General features: G+C 61.0%; 11 protein-coding genes. 4 read left to right on the top strand and 7 right to left on the bottom strand.

Features of this window, described 5'->3' with window-relative positions; translation table 11 throughout:
- Position 1 precedes the first annotated feature (1 nt).
- Positions 2-1,150: an efflux RND transporter periplasmic adaptor subunit gene (locus K0H48_RS28920; protein WP_219337679.1), complete on the bottom strand. Its 1,149-nt coding sequence runs from the start codon at positions 1,148-1,150 to the stop codon at positions 2-4.
- A gap of 265 nt (positions 1,151-1,415) precedes the next feature.
- Between K0H48_RS28920 and K0H48_RS28915 the strand changes: the two genes are divergently transcribed.
- Complete coding sequence (locus tag K0H48_RS28915; protein ID WP_219337678.1) at positions 1,416-2,048, top strand: TetR family transcriptional regulator; 633 nt, start codon at positions 1,416-1,418, stop codon at positions 2,046-2,048.
- Positions 2,049-2,314: 266 nt separating this feature from the next.
- Here K0H48_RS28915 and K0H48_RS28910 read toward each other — a convergent pair whose 3' ends face one another.
- The 4 genes from K0H48_RS28910 to K0H48_RS28895 all read right to left on the bottom strand — a co-directional run bounded on the left by K0H48_RS28910 (position 2,315) and on the right by K0H48_RS28895 (position 8,380).
- Positions 2,315-5,452 (bottom strand): autotransporter domain-containing protein, encoded by a 3,138-nt coding sequence (locus K0H48_RS28910; RefSeq protein ID WP_219337677.1) that lies wholly within the window; start codon positions 5,450-5,452, stop codon positions 2,315-2,317.
- Positions 5,453-5,786: 334 nt separating this feature from the next.
- Positions 5,787-6,842, bottom strand: a complete 1,056-nt coding sequence (locus tag K0H48_RS28905; protein ID WP_219337676.1) for an alkene reductase — start codon at positions 6,840-6,842, stop codon at positions 5,787-5,789.
- 31 nt (positions 6,843-6,873) lie between these two features.
- The gene (locus K0H48_RS28900; protein WP_219337675.1) at positions 6,874-8,040 is read right to left on the bottom strand and encodes an MFS transporter; all 1,167 of its coding nucleotides are present in this window, start codon (positions 8,038-8,040) and stop codon (positions 6,874-6,876) included.
- A gap of 13 nt (positions 8,041-8,053) precedes the next feature.
- Positions 8,054-8,380, bottom strand: coding sequence for a helix-turn-helix transcriptional regulator (locus K0H48_RS28895; RefSeq protein ID WP_099485801.1), 327 nt, complete (start codon positions 8,378-8,380; stop codon positions 8,054-8,056).
- 154 nt (positions 8,381-8,534) lie between these two features.
- On the opposite strand from K0H48_RS28895, the gene K0H48_RS28890 reads away from it, so the two are divergent.
- On the top strand, positions 8,535-9,119 hold the full coding sequence (locus tag K0H48_RS28890; protein WP_219337674.1) for an ACP phosphodiesterase: 585 nt from the start codon (positions 8,535-8,537) through the stop codon (positions 9,117-9,119).
- Between the two features lie 124 nt (positions 9,120-9,243).
- Here K0H48_RS28890 and K0H48_RS28885 read toward each other — a convergent pair whose 3' ends face one another.
- Together K0H48_RS28885 and olsB are read right to left on the bottom strand one after the other, a co-directional pair.
- The gene (locus tag K0H48_RS28885) at positions 9,244-10,035 is read right to left on the bottom strand and encodes a lysophospholipid acyltransferase family protein (RefSeq protein WP_219337673.1); all 792 of its coding nucleotides are present in this window, start codon (positions 10,033-10,035) and stop codon (positions 9,244-9,246) included.
- On the bottom strand, positions 10,035-10,790 hold the full coding sequence (olsB, locus tag K0H48_RS28880; protein WP_017137255.1) for an L-ornithine N(alpha)-acyltransferase: 756 nt from the start codon (positions 10,788-10,790) through the stop codon (positions 10,035-10,037). The genes K0H48_RS28885 and olsB overlap by 1 nt, the downstream gene beginning before the upstream one ends.
- A 185-nt stretch (positions 10,791-10,975) precedes the next feature.
- On the opposite strand from olsB, the gene K0H48_RS28875 reads away from it, so the two are divergent.
- Both K0H48_RS28875 and K0H48_RS28870 read left to right on the top strand, forming a co-directional pair.
- Entirely contained in the window at positions 10,976-12,058 is a 1,083-nt protein-coding gene (locus K0H48_RS28875) for a serine hydrolase (RefSeq protein ID WP_219337672.1), read from the top strand.
- A complete protein-coding gene (locus K0H48_RS28870) occupies positions 12,055-12,369 on the top strand; it encodes an amidase (protein WP_219337671.1) in 315 nt (104 codons plus the stop codon). The genes K0H48_RS28875 and K0H48_RS28870 overlap by 4 nt, the downstream gene beginning before the upstream one ends.
- The last annotated feature ends 79 nt before the right edge of the window (positions 12,370-12,448 follow it).

The raw sequence follows: 12,448 nt of genomic DNA, 5'->3' as shown, positions 1-12,448 counted from the left end.
ATTACTCCCCTTTACCAGCATCGGCAGCAGGCGCTGCGGCAGTGCCGGCGGGTTTGGCGTTGTCAGCGTCTTTAACCTTGACTTCGATGCCCGGCTTGATGAATTGCAGGCCTTCGGTGATCACGCGGTCACCGGCGTCCAGACCTTTTTCCACCAGCCAGTAGGCGCCGGCGGTGCGGTTGGCAACCAGTTGACGCTGCTCGACCTTGTTGTCCTTGTTCACGATCAGCGCTGTCGGGATGCCCTTGAGGTCACGGGTCACGCCTTGCTGAGGTGCCAGGATAGCCTTGCTGTTCACACCGGCTTGCAGCTGGGCGTGCACGAACATGCCCGGCAGCAGGGTGTGGTCAGGGTTCGGGAATACGGCGCGCAGGGTTACGGACCCCGTGGTCTGGTCAACCGACACTTCGGAGAACTCCAGCTTGCCGTCCTGGGCGTAGGCGCTGCCGTCTTCCAGGGTCAGCTTGACCTTGGCGGCGTTGTCGCCGGCCTTTTCCAACTGGCCGCTTTCCAGGTCACGGCGCAGTTTCAGCATTTCTGCCGAAGACTGGGTAACGTCGACGTAGATCGGGTCCAGTTGCTGGATCACGGCCATGGCGTCGGTCTGGCCATTGCTGACCAGCGCGCCTTCGGTGACCGAAGAACGACCAATACGCCCGGAGATCGGCGCGAACACTTTGGTGTAGCGCACGTTGATCTGGGCGGTTTGCACGTCGGCTTCAGACGTCATGCGGTTGGCCACGGCGGTGTCGTATTCCTGACGGCTGACGGCCTGCTCATCGACAAGTTGCTTGTAGCGGTCGGTGATGGACTTGGTCTGGGTCAGTTTCGCTTGTGCGCTTTTGAGGGTGGCGTCATACACCGACGGGTCGATCTGGTAGAGCTGTTGCCCTTCCTTCACGTCGCCGCCTTCCTTGAACAGGCGCTTGAGAATGATGCCGTTCACCTGGGGACGAACTTCCGCGATGCGGTAGGCGGTAGTGCGGCCTGGCAGCTCGGATGTCAGGGTAAAGGCTTGCGGTTGAATAGTGACCACGCCGACCTGAGGGGTTTGAGCGGGCGGAGCCGCTTCTTCCTTTTTACATCCGCTGAGCAGCGATGCCAGGGCGACGGCAGTGACCAGAGCGGTAACAGCTGGCTTAAGTTGCATGAAGATCCTCGGGTCAGGCGCGCAAAATGCGCACAAGAAGTGTGGAAGGGTAAAAAGCAAGCCATGAGTGGATAAGTAGCTTGCTACGCAATATACTTACGTTCACGGTTGTTTGTAAACTCTTGACAGGCTTCGTGGAATGTTGACAAAGCATCCGCCAAAGCCTCGATTTTAGTACGTTCGGCGCCCAAGACGACGTCGTCCCACAATTATTCAGATGATGCTCAAGCACCATCCACAGTGTTCTGATTGAGGTTTTACTGCCATGGTTCGTCGCACCAAAGAGGAAGCTCAGGAAACGCGCAGCCAGATTCTCGACGCCGCCGAGCAAGCCTTTTATCAACGCGGTGTGGCGCGCACCACGCTGGCGGACATCGCCGCACTGGCCGGGGTGACGCGCGGGGCGATCTATTGGCATTTCAGTAACAAGTCCGATTTGCTCCAGGCACTGCTCGACACGCTGCACGAACCCCTGGACGAATTGGCCAGGGCCAGTGAAAGCGAGGATGAAGTCGACCCGCTGGGCTGTATGCGCAAGCTGTTGATCCATCTCTATCATCAAGTGGCCCTGGACCCGAAAACCCGGCGCATCAACGAAATCCTGTTTCATAAGTGCGAGTTCACCGATGAAATGTGCGACATGCGGCGCCAACGCCAGACCCACAGCCTTGAATGCAACCTGCGCATCGGCCTGACACTGCGCAACGCGGTCCATCGCGGGCAACTTCCGGAAAACCTCGACACCACGCGGGGCGCGGTGTGCATTCATGCCTACATCCACGGCTTGATTGGCCAGTGGTTATTGGTCCCCGACAGCTTCCAATTGCACCAGGACGCTGAACGCTGGGTAGATGTCGGGCTGGACATGCTGCGCTTGAGCCCTAGCCTACGCAATTAAGACAAAATGCGTAATTGCATCCAGTTGTGTCAACAGTAAAGTCCAGAGACAGTCAATCGTCCCTTCGCAGGATTTGTGGGGTGACTTTATATACGGGCTGGCGGGCGGTTGATAGGTAGCCGCCTAAGTATTTTGTAGCGATATTGTTGCAAGGCTGTGAAGGAGTGTTTCCCAGTACCCATGAAAAAGCCCCGGTTCCTGTGAATCGGGGCTTTCTCGTTTCAGCATGTTGCTATTCTGCAGCCTCTACCGCACGGTATTGATGTTTAAAACCGGAATGAATACTGCGCCGTGATGGTGTGATTACGAAAGCGTTCGCCCCGTTGCTGGCGCACGCCAAGGTCCAGCGAGCTGTCGCGGGTCAAGTTGGCCGTGGCGCCCAGTTCCAGTTGTACGGAACGGCGATTGATCGGCGCCCCGCTCACGTGCATCGGTGAACCACCGCCCCAGGCAGCCTCGGTGCCAGGTTGCAAGTCGCCGCTGGCCAAGGTGTAAGCCACGTCACCGCGCAGGCTTAGCCAGGACGGGCCTATAAGCGCTTTGCCCAGGTCAACATTGAAACGCATGCCACTGGTGGTCAGGTTGACTGTCTCTTTTGCGCGTTTGCCTTTCAGTGCGCTAACACCACCGCGCTCCTTGAAAGCGTCGCTGCGCTGGCGCACTTGGGCCAGTTGCACATAGGGTTGCCAAACCCATGCGCCCTGGTCCAAGCGATAATTGGCCTCGCTGAACACTTGCAGGGTGCGGGCACTGTAGTCAGCCGACAGGCGCTCATCGAGGCCGGGGAAATTGACCCTGCGACTGGTCTGGATCAGATGCTGGCCGTAAGCCGCTCCGCCATACAGGCCCAATGCCTCCCAGCTATGCCCCAGGTGCACGCCGACCTGATAGGTGTCAATGCTGGCTTTGCCGCTTGCACCGGCGTTGACGTCGGTGCGCCCACTGCCCAGCACCACGCCCATCCGCGTGCCTTGCTCGAATTCATGATCAACGCCGGTCAACAGGCCGGTCGTGATGTGCGTGGTGCGCGCCGTGTTGCCGTCGCCGCCTGACGCTCCGGGTTGATGAGGCAGTTGTACCCAGGCGCTCAAACGTGGCTGTGCGGAGTCTCGGCTGCCAAGGGTAGATGTGCTGCGTGCCCGGCCCAAGGCCGCGTCACGCAGCACACGGCTATTGTCGATCAGTACCGCCTGGCTGCTGGCGTGCAGTTCGCCGCTGAGTTGATCCAGGGCTGGCGGCGCTTGCTCAGGGAACAGTGCAGTCAGGCGCTGCGGTAAGGCCCCGGACATCGTCTCGCGGTCAACGGCCTCGGCGACGGCACGCTGGTTAGGCGTGCTGGCGGCGGATGCCAGGGAACGTCCGCGTTCCACATTGACGTACAAGGCGTTGGCGTCACGCCGCTGTTTGAGGTTCAGGAAGGGCGAATGCGCGCCGTGGTCAATGGCGCTGAACCCACCGCTCAATCCGTTGTTGGCGTGCAAGATGTTGTAGCGCTGGCCCAAGGTGAAAGCGCCTTCCTGGCGCACAATGCGCAAGGTACCTCCGTCGAGTTGGGCGGCCCCTGTAACCCGCAGCGCCCATTGCTCAGGCCTGGCCTGGGCGAGGGCGACCAGGGTCGCACCGGCGGTGTGCTGGTAGTCGCCATTAATGGTCAAGGCCTGACGCTGGTTGCCCGGTATGAGCCTGCCTTCAACGCGAGTGGTGGCCAGTACGCCAGCGCCGGTTAGTGTGCCTTTTTCGCCGACAAAGGTGCTGGCATCGACTTGGCTGCCGTTGATCCGGGCAATTCCGCCGTGGACGTTGAGGTCGGTGTTTTGCAAGGTGCCGTTGAGGACAAACGCGCCACCCTCTACCTTGACGTCACTGCTCAAGCGATTGAGGCCGTCCAGCTCCAGAATGCCTTGGGTGAGCGTAGCCCCGGCGAAGCTGTTATCACCGCTCAGACGCAGCCAGCCCGCGCCAGCCTTGCCCAGGCGCCCCGGGCCGCTGATGTCGTTGCGCCAATCGTCCCAGGCATCGCCCTGCCAGACTTTTTCACCGCCTGCGTAACGGTCCATGTTGAGGGTGGTATCGACCCGCAACTGGCCAGGCCCGTCGATGGCTTTTTGCAGGTTCATCAGGCCCCAGCCGTAAACGTCATCCACACCGGGCGCACCCAGGTCGGTGGCGGTGGTCAGCAGTACATCGCGGATCTGTGGGTTGTCCAGATAGGGGAAGCGTTCCATCAACAGAGCCAGGCCGCCGGTGACGTGCGGGGCGGCCATGGAGGTGCCGGAAAAGGTGTCGTAGCCAAAGGTTGGACGTTCGGCGGTGACACGAAAGCCGATCACCTTACCCTCATTGTCAACGTTCAAATCTGCGTCGATTTCGCCACCGACAATGGGGGCGGTGATGTCCATGCCGGGAGCGGCGAGGCACCAGTTCCGGCTCAGCCCGCACCGATAGGAGCGATTGCTCAGGCGCAAATCATGGTCCAGATTGACTACGCTCAGCCAGTAGGGCTCAAGCTCCGGCTTCAAGCGAGGCAGCGAGGCATCTATTGCCGCAATCGGTGCCTCTTGCGGTGAGAGGAGCTCAGTGTCGGTATTCCCGGCCGCCCAGACTTGCAGCAGACCGAAATTACGTGTGCCCTGGCCCAGTGCATCGGTCAAGTAATAGTCCGCGATGGCCTTATCAAACTGTTCAAGCGGGATCAATTCAAGTTTGACGCCCCAACTGTGGTTGATGACGCGCACGTTCTGCCCGTGCATTTGTGCGTAGACGCCCGCAAACACCGCGGCGGGGGGGCTGATCGAGAGCGTGTCGCTCTCTTCTTCAGAAGGGCTGAAGGTATGGCTGGCACGCCTCATCGTGCTCAGGTCTGCACCGTAGGCTATCCCGTGCATGCCCAAGCCATCGCGGTTTGCCAGGAGCGTGCCCGCGATATGAGTGCCGTGAGGAGAATAGTGAGGCCCTTGATCGTCGAGTATCTCCTGAAGTATCGCTTTTACTTCAGGCTCGATCTCTCTGTCGGCGAGCAGTTCAGCAAGGCTTTGCAGGTCTTGCGCCGAGAGGTGTTGGTAGTTGATCTGCGGTTTGTCACCCTCGCTGAAAAAACACCCTGCGTCCGCGCTCAGCACGGTCTCGCCGCTACACCCAGGTGCGCTGACGTGAATGCTTTGAGGCGTCTTGCCGGCGAACTCGAGGTGATTCAAATTAACCCCGGAATCGAAGAGGCCGACACGCATGCCATTGCCACTCAACCCCCGTGCATAGGCATAGTCCGCCCCGACTGCAGCCAACCCCCAGTCAAGCTTGAACTCTTCGCTGCGCCAACTGGCAGCGTCATGCAGACGCCCTTGTTCCACATACGCCTGAGCCTTGAACGACGCCAGTGACAGGCATCCCAACAGGGCCAAACCCAAAGCCGATCCTGGCGAAGGAACCTTCGCTGGCTTGGCGCAATGGCGCTTCTTTCTAATCAACATCCTCGACCATCCTTAACTCGATAACAGACAGATGTAAGCCTGCGTAATCGGGCGCGAGGTGTAGATAAGAGATCTCCGTGTGTGTGTCGGGAGGATGTTTGAACGTGCGGATAGAAATGCGCGCAACCCGTGTGGGCTGGCTATACAGAGACGTGGAGAATGTCGCTTGCGGCGGGCTTTTGAGGCGGGGAAGGGGGTGCAACCGTGTAGTGGAAGGCTATTGAAAGGGCCGAAGCGATAAAGCCTTGGCCCTTTCAGTCAGCGAGTCAGATCAGATCGCCAGCGTCGGGTAGTCGATGTAACCCACCGGGCCTTTAGCGTAGAAGGTTTCCGGGTGCGCTTCGTTCAACGGCGCATCGGCCTTCAGGCGTGCCGGCAGGTCCGGGTTGGCAATGAACGGTACGCCGAAGGCCACCGCGTCTGCCTTACCGGCAGCCAGCCAGGCGTTGGCGCTGTCTTTGGTGAAGCGTTCGTTGGCGATGTACGGGCCACCGAAGGCTTTCTTCAGTTGTGGGCCGAGGCTGTCGCCGGCTTCTTTTTCGCGGGAGCAGATAAAGGCGATGCCACGCTTGCCCAGCTCGCTGGCGACGTAGGTGAAGGTTTCTGCCAGGTTATCGTCGCCCATGTCATGGGAGTCGGCGCGCGGTGCCAGGTGCACACCCACACGGCCGGCGCCCCAGACTTCGATGGCGGCGTCGGTCACTTCCAGTAGCAGGCGAGCACGGTTTTCCAGGGAACCACCGTAGTTGTCGGTGCGCTGGTTGGTGCTGCTTTGCAGGAATTGGTCGAGCAGGTAACCGTTGGCGCCGTGGATTTCCACGCCGTCAAAGCCTGCGGCCTTGGCGTTTTCGGCGCCTACGCGGTAAGCGTCGACGATATCGGCGATTTCAGCGGTTTCCAGGGCGCGAGGCGTCGGGTAGTCGGCCAGCGGGCGAACCAGGCTGACGTGGCCTTTAGGCTGGATGGCGCTCGGTGCCACCGGAGTTTCGCCGTTCAGGTACGACTCATGGGAGATACGGCCCACGTGCCACAGCTGCAGGAAGATCTTGCCGCCTGCACCGTGGATGGCCTTGGTGACATTGGCCCAGCCGCGCACCTGGTCGTTGGACCAGATACCCGGTGTGTCCGGGTAGCCCACACCCAGCGGCGTCACGGAGGTGGCTTCGCTTAAGATCAGCCCGGCGGAAGCGCGTTGCACGTAGTACTCGGCCATCAGCGCATTGGGTACGCGGCCTTCATCGGCGCGGCAGCGGGTCAGCGGCGCCATGATGATGCGGTTGGACAATTGCAGGTCGCCCAGTTTGATCGGATCGAAAATAGTCGTCATGGGAAAACACCCTTCTCTTTAAGTGGATTGATCAGTTGGTCGCAGGCGCCAGGTCGGCATCGCCGCTCTGACGGAAAGTAATCAGGGTCACCAGCAAGGCCAGGATCGCCAGGGCCGCCGCTGCCAAAGGCACGCTGGTCAAGCCGAAACCGTGGGCAATCACGCTGCCGCCGACCCAGGCGCCGAGGGCGTTGCCGATGTTGAAGGCGCCGATGTTCAGGGTGGACACCAGGTTCGGTGCGGCCTTGCCAAAGGTCACCACGTTGATCTGCAGCGCCGGTACGGCGGCGAACGAGGCGGTGGCCCACAGGAACAGGGTGATTTCCGTCGGGATCACCGCGACGCTGGTCCAGGTCAGCACCGTGGAAACCACCGCCATGCTGATGAACACGCCGATCAGGGTGGCGGCCAGGCGTTTATCCGCCAGCTTGCCGCCGATGATGTTGCCAACGGTAAGACCCAGGCCGATCAGCAGCAGGGTCCAGGTCACGCCTTTGGGCGACACCCCGGTGACATCGCCGAGCAGCGGTGCGACGTAAGTAAAGAGGGTGAACATGGACGCGGAGAACAATGCCGTCATGGTCAGCGACAACCAGATACCTGCGCCTTTGAGGGCTTTGAGTTCGGCGCGCATGTCGAGTTTTTCTTCGTCACGCTTGGCGGGCAGAAAGCGGATCAGGCCGATCAGCGCGATCACGCCGATCACCGTGACGGCAAAGAACGTCGAGCGCCAGCCAGTGGCTTGGCCCAGCGCGGTGCCCAGCGGCACGCCGAGTACGTTGGCCAGGGTCAAACCGGTGAACATCAAGGCCACGGCCGAAGCGCGTTTGTTGGCCGGTACCAGGTTGGCCGCCACCACCGAACCGATCCCGAAGAACGCACCGTGGCACAGCGCGGTGACCACACGGGCAAACATCAGCACGTTGTAGTCACTGGCCAGGGCGCAGAGCAGGTTGCCGATAATAAAGATGCCCATCAACGCTACCAGCGCGGCCTTGCGTGGCAGCTTGGCGGTGGCCAGTGCCATGAACGGTGCGCCGATGGCCACGCCCAGGGCGTAGCCGGTGACCAGCCAGCCGGCGCCGGGGATCGACACGCCCAAGTCCGCCGCCACATCGGGCAGCAAGCCCATGATGACGAACTCGGTGGTGCCGATGGCGAAGGCGCTGAGGGCCAGTATGAGTAGCGAGAGGGGCATTTGCGTTTCCTTGTTACAGCGCTGCGTTTTCGTCAGCGCTGAGTTCGGTGATGAGCGCCGCGAGGAAGGCCTGGATGGTTTCCTCGTTGCGTTTGAAAAAGTGCCACTGCCCGGCCTTCTGGCTGCTGATCAACCCGGCGCGTTGCAAGGTGGCCAGGTGCGCCGACACGGTCGACTGCGACAGGCCGCAGCGCTGGTCGATCTGCCCGGCACAGATGCCGTATTCGTGGTTGTGCACTTGCTCGGGGAACTGCACCTTCGGGTCTTTCAGCCAGGTGAGGATGTCTCGTCGTACTGGGTGTGCCAGGGCTTTTATTATTTCGTCGAGGTCGATGGACATGGCGGTTGCTCGGTTTCGTACAGCGTTATATCGCGATGAGGCGAACTTTAAATCGGTCTATCCCGATATACCAATATGATTTTGATCTGAGGTCAGGCTATTTCGGTATATCGGGTTATAACGATACGTGATCGGCAGTGGTAGACTGCGCGGCATGAATTATCTCGCACATCTGCACCTGGGCGGCCAACTTCCTGCTCAATTGCTCGGCAGCCTGTATGGCGACTTTGTAAAAGGCCGTCTGCAAGGCCAGTACAGCCCGCAAATCGAGTCGGCGATTCAGTTGCATCGCTCGATCGATCGCTTTACCGACAGCCACCCGTTGGTGAGTGAGGCGTTGTCACGCTTCAGCCTGACCCGCAAGCGCTACGCCGGAATAGTCCTCGATGTGTTTTTCGACCATTGCCTGGCGCGGGATTGGGCGTTGTACGCCGACGAGCCGCTGGAGCGCTTCACCGCGCAGGTGTACCGGGTGCTGGCGGCCGAGCCGCTGTTGCCGGGGCGGTTGGCACAGATTGCACCGTATATGGCGGCGGATGATTGGTTAGGTTCCTACCGCGAGTTTGCGGTGATGGAGCAGGTGTTGCGCGGGATTTCGCGGCGGCTCACCCAGCCACAGGAGCTGGGGCATGCGATGCAGGAGTTGCGGGAGTTGTATGAGCCGTTGAGTGAAGACTTCCGGTTGTTCTATCCCGAGTTGCAGCAGTTTGCCCAAGCCCAACTGATGACTGAGCTCTAACTGAGATCTAAATGTGGGAGCTGGCTTGCCTGCGATAGCGGTGGGTCAGCCACATCTCTTTCAACTGACAGACTGCTATCGCAGGCAAGCCAGCTCCCACATTTGAATCTGTGTTCAGCTCATCTCAGGCCGCAAACGCCGGCCGAGCCGCCACCTGCTCAACTTCCGGCACCGGCCCAAACAGCGCCTTCTGCACCGCCTGCTGCGCCTGATACGCCAGCGCCGCACGTTCCTGCCCGGCACAGGCAATCGGCTTGAGCACATGAATCTCCACATCACCCTGATCATTACTAAACAAACGCATCAGGTGCGAGAGCAAATCATCATCGCCAATAAACGGCGCCAACGCGTCCACTTGCCCACCACGCAGGTAACGAATCGCCACCGGTTGCAGCGACACATCCGCATCAATCGCACTGGCCAGCAAGCGCCCGTGGAACGTGCGCAGGCTGCGCCCGTCGGTGGTGGTGCCTTCGGGGAACATCAGCAGCGGGTGCTGCTGCTCCAAATGCCGGGTCATCTGCTTGCGGATCAACTGGCTGTCGCCCGAGCCGCGGCGGATAAACAAGCTGCCAGCCTTGGCTGCCAACCAGCCAGCCACCGGCCAGGTGCGCACTTCGGCTTTGGACAAAAACGACATCGGCGCCACTGCGCCGAGCAGCGGAATGTCGGTCCAGGACACGTGATTGCTCACCCACAGCATCGGCTGCGTCGGCAGTTCACCGTGTACCGTCACGCGAAAGGGCAGGGCGTTGGTCAGCCGCGCCATAAAGAACCGCGACCAACGTTGGCGCCGCACCATCGAGTTAGCGACGCCCATGCGTTCGAACACACCAAACACACTGGCCATGCTCAACCCCAGCGCCACCACCAGCAGCACGCGGGCAATGCGCCCGTAAATGCGCAGGCGGCTCATCACATGGCCGCCTTGAAGTGGCGGGCGTAACGCGGGCACAACTCATCGCGCTTGAGCAGGATGAACACGTCGGCCACCTGGAAATCTTCATCCCAGCACGGCTCGCCGCAGATCTTCGCGCCCAAGCGCATATAGGCCTTGAGCAACGGCGGCATTTCCGCGATGACGTTGGACGGCAGGTCCAGCGCCGGCAGTGGTTTTTTCGGTTCGGCGCGCAGGTGCTCGTTGCACAGGTAGCGTTCGCGCAAGCGCTGCATGATCGCGTGGGCCTGGATGCCGCCGTCGTGCATCGGGATGCTCGCGCACCCCATCAAGTAGCTGTAACCGCCCTGGTTGAGCACTTCGGCCAACTCGCCCCACAACACCGCGATGGTGCCGCCGTTGCGGTAGGCCGGGTCGACGCAGGTGCGGCCGATCTCCAGGATCGGGCCTTGCAAGTGCAGCAAGCCATGCAGGCTGAATTCTTCTTCGCTGTAGAACCGGCCCAAGGTGCTGGCGGCCTGGTGGTCGAGCAAACGGGTGGTGGCCACCAGTCGACCGCTGTTCAAATCCCGCACGCCGATGTGGCTGCAGTGAACATCATAGTCATCCATGTCCAAACCCTGTTCCGCACCTTTCAGCTTGGCGTTGAACTCGCCGCTGAACACGTTGAAACGCAGGGCCTGGGCTTCCTGCAAAGCCTTGGCGCCAACCAGGCGTTCGGCTTGCAGACGGCGTTCATTGCCGGTGTCGCTGATGCGGGCGATCTGAGTCATGGCGAATCTCCGAGTGCCGGCCACGTACCGGCCGGTCGACTTGTTTGTCCAAACTCAGGCTATGTAGGCTCGGTGTCAGCTCCATGAAGTTATGGTGACGCTTGGATGACAGGCCTTCCTGTCGCAAATCTGTCATGCGCCTGGGCTAGGCTCGCGGGCTTGAAAGCCCCCTTGAGTTTGCGTCCATGGTCCGAGGCCTGTTGTGCGTTGCCCTGCTGTTAGTCACCGCTGCCGCCCACGCCGAAACCTGGCCGGACAAGGAATGGGCCAAGGGCGCGCCGCTCGAAGGCCCCGCTGTCGACGCGCTGAATGCCTACGCTTTCCCACCCCGTGACAACGCCACCCGCGAAGGCATCCGCACCGATGCACTGCTGGTGATCCGCGATGGCGTGATCGTTTACGAGCGCTACGGCGTGCCCACCACCGCCAGCACCCCACACCTGACCTGGTCGGTGAGCAAAAGCCTGATGGCCACCGTGCTCGGCGTGGCCTACGGCGAAAACCGCTTCAAACTCACTGACCCGGCCGCGCGTTTTTATCCACCGATGAAGCAGCACCCCAAAGTGAGCATGGCCGACCTGCTGCACTGGGCCTCGGGCCTGGACTGGCAGGAAGACTACGAGTACGCCCCACTCAAATCCTCCGTGGTGGCGATGCTCTACACCCGTGGCCGCAGCGACATGGCCGAGTTCGCCGCAGGCACCGAGGCCGCCGCCGCACCGGGTCAGGCCTTTCGTTATTCCAGTGGCGACAGCAATATTCTGTCCGCCGCTCTCAAAGGCATGCTCGGCCACAAGGCCTATATGAGCTACCCGTGGGACGCGCTGTTCAAGCCGCTGGGCATTCACAACGCCACGTGGGAAACCGACGCCGACGAAACCTTCGTCGCCTCCTCCTACGCCTACCTCACTGCCCGCGATTTAGCGCGAGTCGGCCTGCTGATGGCGCGCGACGGTCGTTGGGGGGAACAGCAACTACTGCCGAAAGAGTGGGTGGCCTTCAACCGCCAGCCGTTCGAAAAATACCAGGCTGGCCAGGACGAAGCCGTCCCCGGCGGGCAATGGTGGCTCAACCTCGAAGTACAAGGCGCCCCAAGACCCTGGCCCGATGCGCCTGCCGACACCTTCGCCGCCCTCGGCCACTGGGGCCAGGCGCTGTACGTGCTGCCCGACGAACACCTGGTGATCGTGCGCTACGGCGATGACCGTGACGGCACTTACCGCCACAACGAACTGCTCAAACGCGTGCTGGCGGCGGTGCAACCATGATCCGCCGTCATCCGTTTATCAGTGTGTTTTTGCTGCTGTTGCTCGCCCTGTTGGGCTGGGTGTGGCACGAGCGCGTCAACCTGCAAGCCTTCCCCGACATCATCGCGGCGTACACGGCCAAGGAGTACTGCTCGTGCCGGTATGTGGAGAACAACCCGGCGGAGTATTGCCTGGAGTATGTGAAGCAGTACGTGCCGATCAGTGCGTTCACCGACTCGCCGGAACGCAGTGAAGTCACGGCAAGCGGCTTAGGGCGCACGCACACGGCGCGGTGGCTGGGTGATCGCCAAGGCTGCCGCCTCAATCCCTGACATACCAAAGATTTTCTGTGGGAGCTGGCTGACAATGTTTGAAGGCACCCCCATGCCCCCTGTGGCGAGCAGGCTTGCC

The sequence above is a fragment of the Pseudomonas sp. Xaverov 259 genome, from assembly GCF_019352915.1.
Taxonomy (GTDB): Bacteria; Pseudomonadota; Gammaproteobacteria; order Pseudomonadales; family Pseudomonadaceae; genus Aquipseudomonas.
This window is presented reverse-complemented; position numbering and strand designations above follow the sequence as displayed.

Excerpts from the sequence above, each read along its gene's own strand:
- K0H48_RS28920 (WP_219337679.1), bottom strand. The coding sequence starts at position 1,150 with ATGCAACTTAAGCCAGCTGTTACCGCTCTGGTCACTGCCGTCGCCCTG.
- K0H48_RS28915 (WP_219337678.1), top strand. The coding sequence starts at position 1,416 with ATGGTTCGTCGCACCAAAGAGGAAGCTCAGGAAACGCGCAGCCAGATT.
- K0H48_RS28905 (WP_219337676.1), bottom strand. The coding sequence starts at position 6,842 with ATGACGACTATTTTCGATCCGATCAAACTGGGCGACCTGCAATTGTCC.
- K0H48_RS28900 (WP_219337675.1), bottom strand. The coding sequence starts at position 8,040 with ATGCCCCTCTCGCTACTCATACTGGCCCTCAGCGCCTTCGCCATCGGC.
- K0H48_RS28895 (WP_099485801.1), bottom strand. The coding sequence starts at position 8,380 with ATGTCCATCGACCTCGACGAAATAATAAAAGCCCTGGCACACCCAGTA.
- K0H48_RS28890 (WP_219337674.1), top strand. The coding sequence starts at position 8,535 with ATGAATTATCTCGCACATCTGCACCTGGGCGGCCAACTTCCTGCTCAA.
- K0H48_RS28885 (WP_219337673.1), bottom strand. The coding sequence starts at position 10,035 with ATGAGCCGCCTGCGCATTTACGGGCGCATTGCCCGCGTGCTGCTGGTG.
- olsB (WP_017137255.1), bottom strand. The coding sequence starts at position 10,790 with ATGACTCAGATCGCCCGCATCAGCGACACCGGCAATGAACGCCGTCTG.
- K0H48_RS28875 (WP_219337672.1), top strand. The coding sequence starts at position 10,976 with ATGGTCCGAGGCCTGTTGTGCGTTGCCCTGCTGTTAGTCACCGCTGCC.
- K0H48_RS28870 (WP_219337671.1), top strand. The coding sequence starts at position 12,055 with ATGATCCGCCGTCATCCGTTTATCAGTGTGTTTTTGCTGCTGTTGCTC.